This window comes from Oleiphilus messinensis (genome assembly GCF_002162375.1).
In the GTDB taxonomy this organism is placed as follows: Bacteria; Pseudomonadota; Gammaproteobacteria; order Pseudomonadales; family Oleiphilaceae; genus Oleiphilus; species Oleiphilus messinensis.
In genome coordinates this window covers 3,360,091-3,377,770 of sequence record NZ_CP021425.1, presented here as the reverse complement: position 1 = coordinate 3,377,770, position 17,680 = coordinate 3,360,091, and the positions used below count along the sequence as shown (strand labels likewise).

General features: G+C 46.3%; 20 protein-coding genes. 13 read left to right on the top strand and 7 right to left on the bottom strand.

Translation table 11 applies throughout. From position 1 onward, the window contains the following. Nucleotides 1–80: 80 nt before the first annotated feature. Nucleotides 81–1,115 (top strand): methyltransferase, encoded by a 1,035-nt coding sequence (locus OLMES_RS14760; RefSeq protein WP_198342990.1) that lies wholly within the window; start codon nt 81–83, stop codon nt 1,113–1,115. A gap of 72 nt (nt 1,116–1,187) precedes the next feature. Here the strand turns inward: OLMES_RS14760 and OLMES_RS14755 are convergent, their stop codons facing one another. After that, nucleotides 1,188–1,490 (bottom strand): acetyltransferase, encoded by a 303-nt coding sequence (locus OLMES_RS14755; protein ID WP_198342989.1) that lies wholly within the window; start codon nt 1,488–1,490, stop codon nt 1,188–1,190. A gap of 115 nt (nt 1,491–1,605) precedes the next feature. Between OLMES_RS14755 and OLMES_RS14750 the strand changes: the two genes are divergently transcribed. Further along, on the top strand, nt 1,606–2,409 hold the full coding sequence (locus OLMES_RS14750) for a methyltransferase domain-containing protein (RefSeq protein WP_087461966.1): 804 nt from the start codon (nt 1,606–1,608) through the stop codon (nt 2,407–2,409). Here the strand turns inward: OLMES_RS14750 and OLMES_RS14745 are convergent. Continuing rightward, nucleotides 2,406–2,792 carry a helix-turn-helix domain-containing protein gene (locus OLMES_RS14745; RefSeq protein ID WP_087461965.1) on the bottom strand — a complete coding sequence of 129 codons (387 nt, stop codon included), beginning with the start codon at nt 2,790–2,792 and terminating at the stop codon, nt 2,406–2,408. The two genes, OLMES_RS14750 and OLMES_RS14745, sit on opposite strands and share 4 nt — an antisense overlap. A 122-nt stretch (nt 2,793–2,914) precedes the next feature. Here OLMES_RS14745 and OLMES_RS14740 point away from each other — a divergent pair, with 122 nt between their 5' ends. Then, a complete protein-coding gene (locus OLMES_RS14740; RefSeq protein WP_087461964.1) occupies nt 2,915–3,394 on the top strand; it encodes a lecithin retinol acyltransferase family protein in 480 nt (159 codons plus the stop codon). Between the two features lie 98 nt (nt 3,395–3,492). After that, nucleotides 3,493–4,152: a peptide-methionine (S)-S-oxide reductase MsrA gene (msrA, locus tag OLMES_RS14735; RefSeq protein WP_087461963.1), complete on the top strand. Its 660-nt coding sequence runs from the start codon at nt 3,493–3,495 to the stop codon at nt 4,150–4,152. Between the two features lie 63 nt (nt 4,153–4,215). On the opposite strand, the gene OLMES_RS14730 is transcribed toward msrA, so the two are convergent. Next, nucleotides 4,216–4,638, bottom strand: coding sequence for a hypothetical protein (locus tag OLMES_RS14730; RefSeq protein ID WP_087461962.1), 423 nt, complete (start codon nt 4,636–4,638; stop codon nt 4,216–4,218). A 165-nt stretch (nt 4,639–4,803) separates the two neighbouring features. Here OLMES_RS14730 and OLMES_RS14725 point away from each other — a divergent pair, with 165 nt between their 5' ends. Next, entirely contained in the window at nt 4,804–5,265 is a 462-nt protein-coding gene (locus tag OLMES_RS14725; protein ID WP_087461961.1) for a macro domain-containing protein, read from the top strand. 107 nt (nt 5,266–5,372) lie between these two features. On the opposite strand, the gene elbB is transcribed toward OLMES_RS14725, so the two are convergent. The 3 genes from elbB to OLMES_RS14710 form a co-directional block, all read right to left on the bottom strand. After that, nucleotides 5,373–6,026, bottom strand: coding sequence for an isoprenoid biosynthesis glyoxalase ElbB (gene elbB, locus OLMES_RS14720; protein ID WP_087461960.1), 654 nt, complete (start codon nt 6,024–6,026; stop codon nt 5,373–5,375). A gap of 58 nt (nt 6,027–6,084) precedes the next feature. Beyond that, nucleotides 6,085–6,687, bottom strand: a complete 603-nt coding sequence (locus tag OLMES_RS14715; RefSeq protein WP_087461959.1) for a riboflavin synthase subunit alpha — start codon at nt 6,685–6,687, stop codon at nt 6,085–6,087. An 86-nt stretch (nt 6,688–6,773) separates the two neighbouring features. Next, the gene (locus tag OLMES_RS14710; protein WP_087461958.1) at nt 6,774–7,193 is read right to left on the bottom strand and encodes a CBS domain-containing protein; all 420 of its coding nucleotides are present in this window, start codon (nt 7,191–7,193) and stop codon (nt 6,774–6,776) included. A 357-nt stretch (nt 7,194–7,550) separates the two neighbouring features. Here OLMES_RS14710 and OLMES_RS14705 point away from each other — a divergent pair, with 357 nt between their 5' ends. The 8 genes from OLMES_RS14705 (at nt 7,551) to OLMES_RS14670 (ending at nt 15,818) form a co-directional block, all read left to right on the top strand. Beyond that, on the top strand, nt 7,551–8,492 hold the full coding sequence (locus OLMES_RS14705; protein WP_087461957.1) for a hypothetical protein: 942 nt from the start codon (nt 7,551–7,553) through the stop codon (nt 8,490–8,492). A 389-nt stretch (nt 8,493–8,881) separates the two neighbouring features. Beyond that, a complete protein-coding gene (locus OLMES_RS14700) occupies nt 8,882–10,171 on the top strand; it encodes an ammonium transporter (protein ID WP_087461956.1) in 1,290 nt (429 codons plus the stop codon). 191 nt (nt 10,172–10,362) lie between these two features. Continuing rightward, entirely contained in the window at nt 10,363–11,073 is a 711-nt protein-coding gene (locus OLMES_RS14695; protein ID WP_087461955.1) for a TetR/AcrR family transcriptional regulator, read from the top strand. Nucleotides 11,074–11,146: 73 nt separating this feature from the next. Next, nucleotides 11,147–11,644, top strand: coding sequence for a L,D-transpeptidase (locus OLMES_RS14690; protein ID WP_087461954.1), 498 nt, complete (start codon nt 11,147–11,149; stop codon nt 11,642–11,644). 162 nt (nt 11,645–11,806) lie between these two features. After that, nucleotides 11,807–12,844 (top strand): beta-N-acetylhexosaminidase, encoded by a 1,038-nt coding sequence (gene nagZ / locus OLMES_RS14685; RefSeq protein ID WP_232465113.1) that lies wholly within the window; start codon nt 11,807–11,809, stop codon nt 12,842–12,844. Nucleotides 12,845–12,887: 43 nt separating this feature from the next. Continuing rightward, nucleotides 12,888–14,051, top strand: a complete 1,164-nt coding sequence (locus OLMES_RS14680) for a mechanosensitive ion channel family protein (RefSeq protein WP_232465112.1) — start codon at nt 12,888–12,890, stop codon at nt 14,049–14,051. 166 nt (nt 14,052–14,217) lie between these two features. Continuing rightward, nucleotides 14,218–14,901 carry a PAQR family membrane homeostasis protein TrhA gene (gene trhA / locus OLMES_RS14675; protein WP_232465111.1) on the top strand — a complete coding sequence of 228 codons (684 nt, stop codon included), beginning with the start codon at nt 14,218–14,220 and terminating at the stop codon, nt 14,899–14,901. Between the two features lie 146 nt (nt 14,902–15,047). After that, on the top strand, nt 15,048–15,818 hold the full coding sequence (locus OLMES_RS14670) for an S-methyl-5'-thioinosine phosphorylase (RefSeq protein WP_087461953.1): 771 nt from the start codon (nt 15,048–15,050) through the stop codon (nt 15,816–15,818). Here the strand turns inward: OLMES_RS14670 and OLMES_RS14665 are convergent. Then, nucleotides 15,801–17,558 (bottom strand): C13 family peptidase, encoded by a 1,758-nt coding sequence (locus OLMES_RS14665; RefSeq protein ID WP_087461952.1) that lies wholly within the window; start codon nt 17,556–17,558, stop codon nt 15,801–15,803. The genes OLMES_RS14670 and OLMES_RS14665 overlap by 18 nt on opposite strands. Nucleotides 17,559–17,680 lie beyond the last annotated feature (122 nt).

Here is a 17,680-nt window from a genome sequence, read left to right as displayed (position 1 = left end):
TCAGCAGACCCTAATACAATTTTGTGACGACAACTGATAATATGCCGCCCTTCGAAGAATTAAACTGGAAATTCCCCCGTATGTTAGCAAACAGCTCCGAAGTGGTGTTACGGAACATTGATCAACTTTCCGCTCTGAATGGGCTTCTACTTATTAATCCCCCAGCTGATGAATTAATGCAACAGCTTGGCGAAACGGTTCAGGCTTCAACCTCAGACTTTGCTACTTATCAGCGTATTTCCAGTAAGCGATCGAACGTTCATTTCGGCGTGGAACTTCCGCGTAATCAACAATTTCAGGGCGTTCTTTTGTTTATGCCGAAAGCAAAAGAAGAGCTGCGCTTCAGGCTAGCGCAAGCTTGTAGTGTTGTTGACCCCAATGGCTTTATCTTCCTGTTGGGACATAAAAAAGAAGGTATTGCTGGCGGTTCCACAGAGCTGAAAAAATGGGGCAGGGCCTGTAAAGTTGATACTGCCCGTCATTGTCAGTTATGGCAGTTACAACCGGATCAGAAGCATTGTTCCCAGCCGTTTGATCTGGATAACTATTGGCAAAGTTATGAGCTTCCATCGGGAGATAATAGGCATAAAGTGTATAATCTTCCTGGTGTTTTCAGTATGAATCAACTGGACCAGGGCACTGATTTTCTCCTCAAGGAGTATCCATTTCCCTTAAAAGGTCACTGGCTGGACTTTGCCTGTGGTGCCGGAGTAATTGGCGCGTGGCATCAACTGAAAAATCCAGACCTTAAAATCACGGGTGTGGATACCAGCGCGTTGGCGCTTCACTGTGCTCGTAAAACCTTTGCTGATAATGGTCTTCAGGGCGATTTTTTTGCAGCTAATGGTTTTTCCGCTGAGCCCGGATACAAGCGGCTACCGCTAGACGGAATTATTACCAATCCACCTTTCCACACCGGTGTGAAAACGGATTACTCTGTTACCGAGCAGTTCATTACTGAATCAGTGAAAAACCTCCGTAGGGGAGGTCGAATGGTCATGGTTGCGAACAGCTTTCTTAATTATCCAGCGCTATTGGACTCGGTTTACGGTAACTGCAAGACCATCGCGAAAAATAACAAGTTCGCGATTTATGAGTCGGTGCGTTACGAATAAAAGGTTGAGTTGATCTCGCTAAGCTTTATTTGCTATTCCTCTGGTTTCCTCGCAATCGCACCGGATAACTGCCTAAGCACCATAGTAGGTGGTGTTGGCATCTTTGTGTGAATGCTCAAACAAATGCAGCTGGTTAGCGTGTGGTATTGACGACTGTTTGACTAACTCATGATCCCGATAATGTGTGGTTTTCCAGCATTGGGGTAAGGGTTCATCGGAGGGGAAACTAAGATCATGTTTTGCGTAGACCTCAGGGTCGGGGAGCTCTTCCCCCCATTGCATCTGTCCTGAGACTTTGCTGTGCAGCGGATTGGTTAAGTCATTCAATGTTTCGACTTCAATCAGTCTACCGGTAGAAATCTGTTTGAGTAACATTTCATATACCTCCGGTTTTAGAGTGGGGTGGTTAAATTATAGTCTATTTTGTGGTGCGATGAGATGTATGTGCATTAACCCTGAATAAATGATGGCGGTAGCGTAACTCGGTTATATGAAACATAAAGACGATAAAAATTTTGATGATCTCGCTGAAAAATTTGCGCGGAAAATATACTCGGACCGTAAAGGCGAGTTGAGGCTGAATGTGTTGTGGCAGGATTTGTTGGACGCTGTTCCCGCCCTTGAATCTGAAAGCAGTTTATCTATCCTGGACGCCGGTGGCGGAATCGGTCAGGTTTCCGCCCGGCTTGCAGCGTTGGGGCATCGTATTACATTGAGCGACATCTCTGCCAACATGTTGGATCTGGCACGGGAACATTTCAAAACTCGAATGGAATTGATTTCAGGAGAGCAAGCGCCAGGTGCTGTTGAATTTGTTCATGGCTCCGTGCAGGACTTATCTGCGGATATGATCCAGCAAGCCGACGTTGTCCTGTTCCATGCTGTGCTGGAGTGGCTCGCGAAACCCAAAGATACGCTGCAAGAGTTGCTCGAGAAAATTCGCCCTGGTGCAACTATTTCGCTTATGTTTTATAACCAGCACTCGGTTGTGTTCAGGAATGTTATCAAAGGCAACTTCAGAAAGGTCAAAACAGGGGACTTTTCCGGTTATAAGAACAGTCTTACGCCCTTAAATCCATTGATTCCAGACCAAGTTTATCAGTGGGTGAGGGAGATGGGCTTCGAGATTGAATCCAAAACAGGCATTCGTGTTGTCAATGACTACTTGTCCAGAGAGTTACAACAAGCGCGATCAACGGAAGATATCCAGGAAATGGAGTGGTTGCTCTGTCGGACCGAGCCATTTTTGTCGCTTGCGCGATACATTCATATTACTGCAGTCAAAAAAGTTTAATCTGGACTCTTCGGCTCCCTGCGATTAGCAGCGTAAATCAATGCGGCCAGCGCTGTGCTTCCTAATAGCAGTAGTCCTTTTGTTGATACTTTTCCTGCTGAACGTTTGGGTTTTTCATAAGACACCAGCAGGTTTTGCTCTATCATGGTGAGTGCAGTGTTATCGGCTTCAGCGAGCAAGGCACTTGGACTTGTACCCAGTTTTTGAGCGGCGCGGGCCAATTGATCAATGGTTAAAGCACTTTCACCCTTCTCGATTCTCGATAATGCGGGTTGACCTACGCCGACATGTTCGGCCAAATCACCTTGAGGCATCTTCAAACTTTCTCGTTTGTTCGCTATAACTGCACCCACAATCGCGGCATAGGTTGAACCTGCTTGCATTTGCTATCCTATCTCTGTATAACTTCGAATATGTCTGATAGACATAACTGTGTAGTGAATCATAAAGTACACCCTTTACAATTTCAATCCTGACCAACTGTTCGCACTTACGGAACGAGGCAATGATGAAAAAAGACCTGAAAACGTGTTTTTCGCCGGGGGATATTATCAGGGTGCGATACAGCACATTCACCCATTACGGGGTTGTATCCGATCGAACAGGCGAAGATGGGATGCCCATGATTATCGATAATTCCTATGCAAGTGGCACTGCTGTCGAACGTACCTGGGCAGAGGCAACTGTGGGTAAAGTTCCGTCTTTGTCTAAAATCGGATCTGAATACCCGGCTCAGGAAATCCTCGCTTGCGCGAAACAACTAATTGGCCAGTCAACCCGATATTCGCTGACCCGCTACAACTGTGAGCACTTTGTCAGAGAAGTGGTTGGCTTAAAACCCGCGAGTCGGCAAGTACGTTATACATCGATTATGGTTCCGGCAGCCATGTTGCTGACTCACAAAATCGGGAAGGGTAAACATTGGGCCACGGCAATTTCCGGTTTGTTATCCTTTGCGATTACAACACGGGCATCAGCGAAGTAAAAAATGAACAGAAATAAAAACGAATGAACCAATTAAAAAAAACTAACGTCTACTACAGACATAAAATCCTGATGATGACGTATGGGGTGAGATGAATTATGGGGATATTTGATCTTTTTGCAGCGCGAAAGTCCACATTGCCAGAGCCTGATCAGGCGTTACCCGGCCGAGATACCGCCATGCCGATTCACGGGAATCATTATGTACTGCAAAATGCGTTAATACCGCCTTTTCCCGAACGAATGGAAACGGCGGTGTTTGGCATGGGGTGTTTCTGGGGCGCTGAGAAATTGTTCTGGTCACAGAATGGCGTATTTAGCACGGCCGTGGGATATGCAGACGGGATCACACCCAACCCCAATTACGAAGAGGTTTGTACTGGATTAACAGGCCATAATGAGGTGGTTTTGGTCGTTTTCGATCCTGCAATAATTGGCTTTGCCCAATTGCTGGCTTTGTTCTGGAATAACCATAATCCGACAACGGGCATGCGCCAAGGTAACGACGTTGGCACACAGTATCGTTCCGGAATATACACTGCGACAGATGAACAGTTTGCTTTGGCGCTTGCTTCAAAAGAGCGATATCAGGCATTGATAAGCGCAAAGTCCGCGGAGTTTATCACTACTGAAATCAAGCCACTTAATCAGCTTTATTATGCAGAGCAATATCACCAGCAGTACCTTGCAAAGGTAACGAATGGATATTGTCCAAACCATGGTTATGCAGCAAACGGGCTGCCTGAATACGTGGAATAAAAAAAGCCCCCGGGGAAGGGGGCACAAAATTCCTACTCGGTTATGAGAGGAAGTGAGGGGTAATTACTGGCCAGCCTTGGGCTTCAGAGTCTCTACTTTCTCGGCAAGCGCTTTAAATTGGGTCTCAGCCATATCGACATAGCTGTTAAGTTTCGGTTTTAAATCGTTCTCGTAAGCTTTTTCCGCCTGATTTTTTCCGTAAGCGGCCATCATGGCCGCATTCCAGCGAAGCTTTTTGCGAGTATCATATGTTGCGACGTCAAGATTCAGCAACAAACGCTTCAGCGATGGATTGTTGCCCTTTATCTTGTCGTACAAACCTTGCAGATCTTCACTTGCGCTGATCTTGGTTCCAGTTAATTCACTCAGGATGCGGTAACCTTCCTCTGTGAAGATTTCCGTGCCTTTAGCAACTTCGCTCTGTAACTTGCCACCCATTTCCTGGAGTGCATTTAACTGGTTTTTCAAGGTTTCCTGTATCATCATTCAATACTTCTCGACTTCTTAAGATTTTTACAGTGGATTGAGTATGGTTCGATACTAAAAGAAATAATTAGAATGTTCAGCCTAATACGCTATTTTTTCAAAGTTGACTCTCGGATTTGTTGCGTGTTGTTATAACATTAATAGAGGTAACTGGATTAAGGGCTGATGAACTACGAAATAGTCCATGGTGACATATTGAATCAGGATGTTGAGGTGATTGTGAATAGCTGGAATCGAAACATCATCCCATGGTGGATCTTGCTGCCGCAAGGGGTATCTGGCGCAATCAAGAAAAAAGGTGGGACAAAGCCTTTTAAAGAGGTTGCGAAATATGGTCCGATTCCGCTTGGAGAGGCAAGGGTGACCTCAGCAGGGACACTACCATTCCAAGCGATTATTCATGTCGCAGGCATTAATATGTTCTGGGTTGCTACAAAATATTCCGTGACGCATTCTGTGAGAAGCGTCATTCAAGAAGTCAGGAAGAACAACTTCGCAAGTGTGGCTATTCCCTTAATTGGCGCTGGATCAGGAAATCGTTCCGAGATGTGGTCTCTTGATCTGATTAAGTCAGAGTTGGAACACATCGAGTGTGATGCAAAAGTTTTAATAGTGCGTTACGCATAACCTCCGCTGAAAAAACTGTAGAGGGAACCTTATATTTACATAGAAACCAAAGCAAAAGGTCTTTTCAGCGGGCTAGAAAAGTTGTCGTTTATGCGGCTTAGATTCCGTTACTGTGCCATTTCCAGAATCTGTCTTACCAGCTTTTCGATTCCGGCGGCGGCTTCGGAAATTCGCGACGCTAACATGTAGGCCGGAGTGGTGATGACTTTGTTTTCTTCATCGATCACAATATCATCAACCGGACAGTCCACATGGGTTGCACCCATACTCTCAATGGCGGCTGCGGTTTCTGCGTTGTTGCCAATTGTGCACTGTGCGCCATTATAGATAGAGGCAACCATGGTTGGAGCGATGCAGATATAGCCTGCGGGCTTTCCTGCTTCTGCGAATTCTGTGGCGATCCTGGCGACTTCAGGATTCAGTGTCATGTTGGTGCCTTCTGTTGCAAAATTGCACAGGTTTTTTGCGACACCAAAACCACCCGGAAAAATAAGAGCGTCAAAATCTTCAGCTTTTGCTTCTGTCAGGTCTTTAATTTCGCCCCTCGCCAGCCGCGCTGCTTCAATAAGCACATTCCGTGATTCGCCATCCATAACCTCGCCGGTTTTATGGTTTATGACGTGGAGCTGCTCAATATCCGGGGCGAAACACTGATATTGTGCTTCGTGACTATCCAGTGATAGAAGGGTAATCACCGTTTCGTATATTTCGGAACCGTCATATACACCGCAGCCTGCTAGAACAACAGCTACTTTTTTCATGTTATCCTCCTTTATATTATTTTGTTATCTCGTGAAAATCTTGCTTAGGTATTTGTGGTCACAGTTTTAATCGTTTTACCGTATTCACAATCGTCTGGGTTTGATGATCTATCTCGATATTAACCCTGCTACCGGGTGTCAGCGCCTTAAAGTTCGTAATCCTGAGTGTTTCTGGGATAAGGTGTACCCGGAACTGGTTTTCGGAGACCGTTTCGCCGACTGTCAGGCTGGCACCGTTAATCGAAATAAAACCTTTGGGCATGATGTACTGGGTCCAGGTTTCATCGATGCTGAATACAACTGTAAACTCTTCTTTGGAATCGATGATTTCTACCACAGTAGCAGTCGTGTGTATATGCCCTGAGAGGAGATGCCCTCCGATTTCATCACCGAATTTTGCAGCCCTTTCAAAATTCACTTTGGTACCGGGCGCAAGCTCGTTCAGATTCGTCAGTCGCAAAGATTCTGTCATCACGTCGAATGCTGCAGTATTGGCATCAAAGTCAACAACTGTGAGGCATGTGCCATTTATTGCGATACTGGCGCCAGTTTGAACATTATTTAATGCGCCTTGGGGAAAGGTGAAGTGGATGGTGTTGAGGCCAGGTTTAACGGTAATTTTGTCTACCGTGGCCTGGCCCTGGATGATACCTGTAAACATTTAAGCTACCCTAGCCATTTATTTCAGTGGGCCAGTATCATCCAAAAACTGATCGGGACGCAAGTATTGAGGCCGATTTTGGCGCGCTATTTGGTTGAGCACACTTGAACGCGTGCAAGGCTTAACGCTTTTAGCACCTCGTGGCGCGTTATCAGACCAATAACCCGGCCTTCTTCTACCACCGGATAAATCTTGGGGAGTTTTTGGGTCATATTTTCAGCCAGTTTCATAATGTCATCGTTTGGTGACACGCTCAGCGGATTGCTGCGCATTATATCTTCGGCATTCTGCCGGTCTTCACAGTAGTAGCTATCATTCAGTATTTGCTTCAGGCAATCTTGTTCTGTGATAAAACCGAGAAGCTTTTTGTCTGCGTCGATTACCGGGGCGCCTATTATCTTGTTTTTGACCAGTGTCTTAACCACCTCTTCCACTGATGTAGTGGGTGCGAAGGTGTAGGCGGCAGACTTCATATGATCTCGAACGAGTATTTTTGGTGATGTCATCTCTGTACCTCATTATTATGTTTTTAGTCGGGAGATAAGGTTTAGCTTACGCTTCTCATAACGTTGGGGCCAGTCTTATCCGCTTATTGTCGGTGCAGTATATTGCTTCTAGCTGTAGTAATATTTAACGCGTCCAAGTTGTAATCAATTGTAAAGTATTGGCCAAAATGGCCGATAACTGAGTAAGTTATAAGCGGAAGTGTCGGTGAATATCCGATTTCCAGGCTTGCAAAATGTCTATGATGTTTATAGATGCGCACCAGGATTCGAAGAGGGTCTGATCCAAGGGGTCAGGTCGATCTTCGCATTCAAGTCGTGGTGTGAAGTCAAATTTCCAGTCCGTTTTTGAGAGTTTCCATGGCACTAGAGGAACAGGAAAAACAAAGCAGGATCAATGCATCCACGTTACAGACTGAAATCCATGTTCCCGATCAGTCTTTGCCTGCGGTTTCGGCCGGGAAAAACACCTCAGATAAAACACTAACAGCTTTTGGCGCTGCGGGAATTGATATAGATCGCCAAAATTCGCGAAAAAACAACGAACCAAGTGAAAATAAGATCGATTCCGCTCACTCGGATTCGATTACCGGTGTGGATTTGGATAAATCCACGAATTCAAAATCACCTGAACGCCGTGATACAGCAGACAATAGTTATACCCTTGAGCAACTCAAAGAGCGAAACAAGCAATTAGAACGACTTAGCCTGCTGAAGCGTTGTGAAGGGGTTGTTATGGCGAACTACGATTGGCTCGATATGCCGGATTACCCTGACAATGCGGGGATCGTGTATGCCAGGCGTAGGCGTGATGCCTGGATTGTATCCTGTGTTATTTTGTTTACGATATTCTTGTTTGGAGCCTTTGGCTACTTGCCTGCGTGGATTGCAGGAAGTGCCTTGGGGGCATTATTTGTTCTGCTGAGTCTTTGGGTTGATGTGGTCCGGGATCTATTGTTCACGGTTCCCCGGTATAGTGAGCTGATGCAGGAACGCCGCAAATTAGAGTTTCGGGCGTTACATCATATTCGTCTGCTTGAAGGAAACGATGGGCTGGTCTGGAAATTCACGGATTTAAGCGAATATAATGCAGCCCTCGCGAAACCTCAGTACCAGGCAATAATGTTGCAGTCCAGAAACAAAAAACTGTTCAGGTATCTAAAACGGAAAGCCCATATTAGGCTTTACCTCATGTTAATTCTGGAGGCTGAGAAAGCCTACAGCAGCTTGAAAACGCAATATTTTGAAAAACATCGTGAGCTCCAGGCCCGTGGAGTAGATGACCTCCCTGCAAAAATATAGCGTGAATATCCCTATCCCCGGAGCATGTTTTGCTCGTCGTGTATTAAAAAGCTCACAACCCGCTTATTGGTACTATTTTTGTCTCTGTATTGGTGTGCAATAGTGGTGCGTGAAAGTGCCAATATGTGGCATAAGCACCATATTGGTTCGATAATTGCTTGACCATCCCCGCGATTTTTACAGCACCAATTTAGGACATGCCCCTTTTATGCGTAATTGTCTGAAATAAAAGTACTTTGTGATTCTTTGTTTCTATCTTACGTATTTCAATGGATATTTTGATGGGGCAAAATGGTGCATCAAGAACTTAAGTGGTAAAAAATGGTGCGTGATCGGGTGTAATCCTGTATGTGCCCGAATCACCGAAATTCGAAACTCAGGAAAGTAAAATGGTTAAAAAAAGTCTCTTTGGGATAATTTTGGCGTTGTTCGCCACGGGTGTATGGGCTGATGATGGTTTAAATGGTGCCAATACCGCATGGATACTGACTTCTACCGCGTTAGTATTGTTTATGACCCTGCCAGGCCTGGCATTGTTTTATGGTGGTCTGGTGCGCACCAAAAATGTGCTGTCTGTTTTGGTGCAATGTTTTGCCATCGCCGGTGTTATGTCACTGCTCTGGTTTATAGCGGGTTACAGCCTGGCTTTCACAGAAGGTAATGCTTTTATTGGGGATTTCAGCAAAGTCATGTTTGCCGGTATTGGTAAAGATACGCTTGCGGGGGATATCCCTGAGAGTCTCTTTGCAATGTTCCAAATGACGTTTGCTGTGATCACTCCCGCGTTGATTGTGGGTGGTTTTGCTGAGCGTATGCGCTTTTCTGCTGTGTTGCTGTTCAGTGCGATTTGGTTATTTGTGGTTTACGTGCCAATTACCCATTGGGTATGGGGTGGCGGCTGGCTCGCTGAGCTGGGTGTTTATGATTTCGCCGGTGGTATTGTTGTGCACATTACAGCGGGTGTTGCCGCTTTGGTCGCAGCCCTGGTTCTTGGTCCCCGTAAAGGATTTCCAACAACTCCAATGCCACCGCACAACTTGACGATGACGGTAACCGGAGCGGGCATGCTCTGGGTGGGCTGGTTCGGCTTTAATGGTGGCAGCGCGCTCGGCGCCAACGGTGACGCGGCGATGGCGATTCTGGTAACACACATTTCTGCAGCGGCTGGTGTTTTGGTTTGGTCTGGTATTGAGTGGGTCAAATTTGGCAAGCCGAGTGCTTTGGGCGCAGCAACAGGTATGGTGGCAGGTTTGGGAACGATCACGCCAGCATCAGGTTTTGTCGGTCCGGCGGGTGCTTTGGTGATCGGTATCTGCGCTGGTGCGGTGTGTTTCTTTGCAACACAATTTATCAAACGTACGTTGAAAATAGACGATTCTCTTGACGTTTTCCCGGTGCACGGCGTTGGCGGGATTCTGGGTACTTTTATGGTCGGTATCTTCGCATCCACGGAACTGGGTATTTTTAGTGGCTACGGTTTCAGTGAAGCTGCGGGTTCAATGGGGGGGCAGATCAAAGTTCAGTTGATCGGGATTGTCGCGGCGATTGTTTATACCGCAGTAGCTTCCTGGTTAATACTGAAGCTTGTCGGGTTCTTAGTTTCCCTGAGAGTCAGTGCCGAAGGCGAAGTTGGAGGGTTGGATATACATGATCACGAAGAGACGGGTTACAACCTTTGATCTGAGGCCATAGGGTTGTGAGAAAATAAAAAAACCGGAGGGTAAAATCTCCGGTTTTTTGTTTTCTGGTTATTGTCAGTTAAAGCAATTGTATTTTTAAGTTGTTTACTTTTCGATGAGAGTAAAACTTGACATAGCGATACATCAAACGTATGTTTCAAACAAACGTTTGATGGGGTAAAAGAATTACAATGGCGCAATCAGATACTGTAGATCGCATTCTTGATGCGGCAGAAGTGTTGTTTGCAGAGCGGGGGTTCTCTGAAACATCATTGCGTATGATAACCAGTAAGGCAAAAGTAAACCTTGCTGCAGTAAATTATCATTTCGGATCTAAAAACGCATTAATCCAAGCTGTATTTTCACGATTTCTGTCACCTTTCAGTGTGATGTTCGAGAAAGAGCTCAATAACCGGGAACAAAATGCAGTCTCACCTCCGGACGTCGAAGAGTTGCTGCGTATTATGACCACGACGATTGTGTCGCTTCCGACCCGTAACCGTCACGGACTGACAATCTTCATGCGCTTACTGGGCTTGGCGTATACGCAATCACAAGGACACTTGCGTCGCTATCTGGAAACGGAATACAGTCGTGTATTCAGACGTTTTATGCGCTTGATCAAAGAAGCAACACCGGAACTGAGTAACATCGACCGGTTCTGGCGTATTCAGTTTATGCTGGGGTCAGTTGCTTTTACAATGTCCAGTAGTGATGCATTGAGCGACATCCTTAAAAACGAAATTGGTGTCGAGACAACAACGGTTGATATTGTTAACCGGCTTGTACCCTTCCTGGCTGCGGGTATCACCGCTCCCGCAGGGGAGCAACACCTGGTGGTCAATGAAAACAATAAAGCTGTCGTCCGCAGTGATCGTGACTCAGGTAGCCGGCCTTCCTGAGCCGGTTTCGCAAATACCTGGATCAGGGTAAACTGTTTTATTTATCATAATAATGAAGCAGAAATCCTGATCTATGGCCACCACTTCTCTTATTCACCCGTTTATTCGGGTTTCAATTGCCGAACAAAAGCTCTTTTACACAGATTCAAACGGGCTTGAAACCGTCTACTCCATTTCGACTGCGAAAAACGGAGCTGGAGAGCGCTCGGGTAGCGGCTGTACGCCACGGGGCAAACATGTTATTCGGGCTAAAATCGGAACGGGTGCACCCTTAAACGCTGTATTCGTGGGGCGCAGGCTAACCGGCGAAATTTATAACCCTGAACTCGCGGCCAGCTTTCCAGAGAGAGACTGGATATTGTCCCGTATCATGTGGTTAAGCGGGTGTGAACCTGGGCGAAATCGTTTAGGAGAGTGCGATTCAATGCGGCGCTATATTTACATACATGGTACGCCCGATACCGAACCAATGGGGGTGCCCCTGTCCCATGGCTGTATTCGTATGCGCAACACAGAGGTTGTCGCGTTATTTGAGCGTGTGCAGCTGGGTTTGTGTGTTTTGATTGAGTAGAAGTTAAGTTTTGAAAGAAGCTGAATTCAGTCCTATTCTCCATCTATTGTGGCAAGTCTCTCAAACTGAACAAGTTAAGGTTGTTCTCCAGTTTAAATACTAATGTTGTTATCCAGTCAAAATACTATTGTTGTTATCCAGTCCAGATACTGAGGAAAATTCATGCCAATCGGTCCCGTTATGTTGGATATTGAATCCGACGAATTGCAATCACAGGACGAAAAAATATTACGTGAGCCTTTGGTTGGCGGTGTCATATTATTCGCCCGTAACTATACAACCCGAGAACGACTTGTCGCACTGGTTGACTCAATCAGGGCGATTAACCCCGACTTGTTAATTGCTGTGGATCATGAAGGCGGTCGTGTTCAGCGTTTCCGTGAAGGGTTTTCGAAAATACCGCCCATGTCCGTTTTTGCTGAAAAAATGACTGCAGCCAAAGATACAGATGACAGTCAGCAGGTTTCTATCATCGAAATGGTGCAAACTACTGGGTGGTTGATGGCGGCGGAACTTAGAGCCGTGGGGATCGATTTCAGTTTTGCCCCAGTACTGGATATTGAAAAAGGTTTATCGAGAGTAATCGGTGATCGGGCTTTTGGTACAGACCCTGATACGGTGGTCAAGCTTGCGGGGGCCTGGATTGAAGGTATGCACAGCGCGGGTATGGCCGCTACCGGGAAGCACTTTCCCGGCCACGGTAGTGTAGAGGCAGACTCTCACCTGGAAATCCCGGTGGATGATCGAACGCTTGAACAGGTTGAACAATGGGATCTTCTACCCTTTAAAAACCTGGTTAAGTCGCACTTGGATGCGATTATGCCGGCACACGTTATTTACGCTTCAATAGAACCCAATCCGGCTGGCTTTTCAACGTTCTGGTTGCAGTCCGTTCTGCGGGAAAAGCTCGGGTTTCAGGGTGTTATATTCAGCGATGACCTTTCAATGGCTGGTGCCGAGTTTGCGGGTTCGTACTATCAGCGAGCGTTACGAGCACTTGAGGCCGGTTGTGATATGGCATTGGTGTGCAACAATCGCGATGGTGCGCTGGAGGTTATCGAGGGCCTTAAGCGTCACGAAGGCTTTACGGCTAACCCGACTTTGGAGCGGATGCGCGGTCAAGGTAACTATCACTGGGACGACTTATTGAAATCGCCACGGTGGATTCAGGCCCGGAAAATCCTCGATTCTTTAAATTAATTACCGGTCACAAAAGCGACTGTACGGCAGGAGGAGAAGATTCGTGGAATTCAATCAACTTGATCAATGGTTGATGGGGCTAGGTGTTCATCAGCCCGGTTTAAGGGTTGTACTGTTGATTTTCACCGTGGTGTTGATTACCGGAGTGGTAAATCTGATCCTGGGGAGTGTTTTCAGAACGCTGGGCACGCAGTTGGAGAAAACCAAAAATCTCTGGGATGATACTTTACTGGAATCAGCGCGACCACCGGCGAAGCTCTTTGTCTGGGTCATGGGGCTATCACTCGCTGCGGAAATTGGCGAAGGTTATGCGGATTCCGAGCTATTCCAAATCACCACGGTTATCCGGCAAATTGCCGTAATTTATATTTTTAGCTGGTTTCTGGTCCGCTTTATCAGCGGTACGGAGAAAATTGTTGTTTCTCCCGAAAAGCTCAAAGAGCCGATGGATGAAACCACTGTTTCTGCAGTCGGTAAACTTCTGAGAGCTTCAGTCATCATTACTGCAGTGCTCGTTGTATTGCAAACACTGGGTTACTCGATTTCAGGTGTGTTGGCATTTGGGGGCATTGGTGGTATTGCTGTTGGTTTTGCAGCAAAGGACTTACTTGCAAACTTTTTCGGTGGTCTCATGGTCTATATGGACAGGCCGTTTTCAGTGGGAGACTGGATTCGTTCGCCCGATAAACAGATCGAGGGGACAGTAGAGCACATAGGATGGCGCACAACGCGCATCCGGACATTTGAAAAACGCCCGATCTATGTGCCAAATGCAACATTTACCAATATTACAGTAGAGAATCCTTCAAGGATGACGCACAGGAGAATTTACGAAACGATTGGAGTTCGTTATGAGGATGCCCATCGCGTAGAGTTGATTTTGCAAGATGTTAAGAAAATGTTGCAGGAGCATGATGAGATCGATACATCGCAGACGATGATTGTGAATTTCAACGCCTTTGCAGCTTCTTCTCTGGATTTCTTTATCTATACCTTCACCAAAACGACGAACTGGATTCGATATCATGAGGTGAAACAGGACGTATTGTTAAAAGTGATGGATATTATCCTCCACCATGGTGCGGAGGTTGCGTTTCCTACTTCGACAATTCATTTATTCAATGAAAATTCCAGTGATGAGTCGTTACCAGCGATGCCAGATGCGAAGTCTCCGCAACGGATAGGTGAGCAGATTCAAGCAAAATAATGTCGCTTTAACAGCGTGGTACCCTTGTGGTAACATCCGTTTCAGCGAACAGTTGTTCGCTGAAATTTCTAATTCGTGTGCTCGCAAAGATCGATAGTTAGTAGAAGATCGAAGAGCGCTCGATTTATAAAACCACGATAACGGAAACGGTTCAGAGGACATCAAATTGAAAGCGAACAATGAAGGAGAGCATGATATTGAACACTTGCTCAGCCGAGTTGCCTTACTGAAAGAAGAAATTTTTAACAGTCTGACCCATGGCATCGCAGCAGTGCTGAGCCTGGTCGGCCTGGTATATCTCGTTGTTTATGCCGTGCAAATGGGTGACCCATGGAAAATCGTGGGTTTCTCCATTTATGGCTTGTGCCTGTTTTCTCTCTATTTTGCATCTACTCTCTATCATGCGTTTCAGCATCCCCCTCACAAAGAATTTTTTAAACTACTGGATCACTGCGCGATATACTTACTCATCGCAGGAACCTATACGCCAATACTGCTCGTAAATTTGCGTGGCACGACGGGTTGGGTATTATTTGCCGCAGTCTGGCTTATAGCCGGGATTGGAATCTGGTTAAAGGTGGCGCACGGTAATAAATTCCGGGCGCTACGGGTTTTAACTTACGTTGTAATGGGGTGGTTGGCTGTCTTTGCCGGTTCTGATTTGATAACAGCATTGAGTAATGAGGGGTTCGGACTCATTCTACTTGGTGGATTGATCTATACCGTAGGGATAGTGTTCTACTGGCGTGACCATGTGCCGTTCAACCATGCCATTTGGCACTTGTTCGTGATAGGCGGCAGTGTTTGTCACTATTTTGCGATGTATTTCTATGTACTCCCAGTCGTTTAAGGGCTCTACTGTTCAATATATTCTTTACCGGGATTCCTGTGCACCAAGTATCATAACCTGGTTAAAAGAGAAAGTTATCAGTGCTAGACCCTGTAACAGCGGGTCTGGCCACAAATAAAGTATTCACGACTTTTGGAGTAAGTTGGATGAGTCAAGCTGCATTAGACACTGCAGACAATATTACAGCAATAATTGGCGGTACCGGGTTGACCGAGTTAAAAGGGTTGACACTGCTGGATGATATTCAGGTCAATACACCATTCGGGCCAACGTCCGCGCCCATAAAACGAGGCATACTGGATGGCCATCAAGTCCTGTTCCTGGCGCGCCACGGCCATCCACATGCCATCCCGCCGCACATGGTAAATTATCGCGCCAATATCTGGGCCTTGAAACAGTTGGGCGTGACAGCGATATTAGCCGTAAATGCGGTCGGCGGTATTCACGATTTAATGGGGCCTGCTCACATCACAATCCCGGATCAAATTGTTGATTATACCTACGGCCGTGAACATACGTTTTACGATGGCCGACAAACCGGCGTTGAACATATTGATTTTACCTATCCTTATTCTGAAAAACTGCGCGCCGCGCTGCTGGAATCAGCAATTGCTTTGGATGTTCCCCACAGTGATTTTGGTGTCTATGCCTGTACCCAAGGGCCAAGACTTGAGACCGCTGCGGAAATTGTCCGTCTGGAGAGAGATGGCTGTGATATTGTTGGTATGACCGGTATGCCTGAAGCCGTATTGGCGGCAGAATTGGGAATTGATTATGCGTGTATTGCGTTAATCGTGAATTGGGCAGCCGGTAAAACGGAAGAGATTATCACCATGGATGACATTCAAGCTGCAATTGATACCGGCATGGGTCGTGTTATCTCGATATTGGAACACACGCTAACGCGCTTCGACTAACCTGACCGGGGACGTTTTTTCTGCAAACCATTTATTCAGCCTCATGGCTAATTGGTCCGGGGCTTTAATCTGGGGGTGAGAGGCCTCCAGACCTTCCTCTGTTTCCCACTGTTCAATTTGTTGTTTGGCAATCTCGAAGGCTTCGGTGAAATTCAGACCCTTTGCGATGCCTTCTTTGAAGTAGGCTTCACCAAAGAACGTGAAATCATTTCGATCATCACAACCAAAAGAGGTCCGATCTTCCCGCGCTGCAGTGATGACCAAGGTTTTTCCATCATCCAGAAACGGAATAAAACCGCCTGAATAGCAGGCAGAAATGACCACCACTTTATGTTGAATGGAAAGTGATTGTAAATGCTGTGCTAACATTGTTGCACTTAAATCTGGTAGTGGCATACCTGGCTGATTCAGAAAGAAATCATGATCCCGTGAGCCGTGACTGGTCAGATACAGGAAAAGAATATCGTTTTCCCGATCCATGGTTGCTGCGAATTTGTCCAGCGTTCGCTTCACGCTGGTGTTTGTTGCCATGGGAATCCTGTCATAGGTGCGTTTACTGTTGATCAGGGATACGCTGTGACCTTCGGTTGTCAGGTTTTGTTTAAAAAGTGATTCAACGTATTCCACTTCGCGACGGAATACCTCTTGCCGCCCATCACCGCCAATACCGATGAAGTAAAGTTCCTGAAGTTCAGGATTATTCGCCTTGATCTGGTTTAGCGCGGTTTCCAGCAAATTGGATTGGATGTAGAGCAGTGCCTCATTCGCGTGTTTTTGGTTATAGATCAATGACTCTTCTGAAGCATCGATTAATTCGCCGTTTTGCCAGCGGCCCGTGTACTGCTCGATACCATCCACTGGTTTAGCAAGCGTATAGGAACCTTTCCCGTCGAATCGACCATTGCTGAATCCGCCATGATACTGGTCACCATCCGCAGAAACGTAGGTCCCTTCACCATGATACCGCCAATCCACCAAGTCTCCCTCATAAGATGCGCCTGAAGCATCAATAATCGTGCCTTTGCCGCTCAGGGCGCCATATTGAAACTCGCCGCTGTATTGATCGCCATTTATCTGGGTTAAGGTACCCGTTCCGTGGTATTGCCAGTTCAAAAAACTACCCACATAAGTCATGGTCTTGTCAGTGTTTTGATGGGTACCTTGGCCGGTGAACTGGTTATCTTTGAATTCGCCGCTGTAACTCTCTCCGTCTGCAGTGGTATAAACCCCTATACCTTCAAATTCGTGTTCTCTGAATTGACCAATATAGCGATCACCGGAGGCGAAGTGCGCTTCTCCCTGACCATGAAATTTGCCGCTTTTCAGACTTCCCCGATAATCGAAATCGGCAGTATGCCAATTTCCTTGCCCAGTCATCTCGTTATTCTTGAAGGTTCCTTTGTACCAGTCACCATTGCCAAACTTGATCTTCCCTTGTCCGTGCATCTCACCGTCTTTAAATTCACCGGTATACGTTGTGCCATCGCTTTGAGTGAGCTGGCCTTTGCCATTTGCTATACCATGCAAAAACTGGCCTTTAAGCCGGTCGCCATTTGGCCATGTGATTTCGCCTTCACCATGAATTTTGTGGTCTTGCATTTCACCACTGTACTTGCCACCATCGACCAGCTCGGCCACGATAACCGGGTCAACGCGCTGAGCAATGGTGTGGACGATTAAAGCAGAGATAGAGCCGACAAGAATTGCCTTAAAATAGAGTTTCAGTTTTTTATCAGACATGGGGATTTATAATATTTCGGAACAAGTACCAAGCACCATTGTCTGGAGATTAACAAGGATGTGCAAGCTATTTATTTTTAACGACGAACTGAATAATTCGCGTCGACTGCGCCCATTGCTCA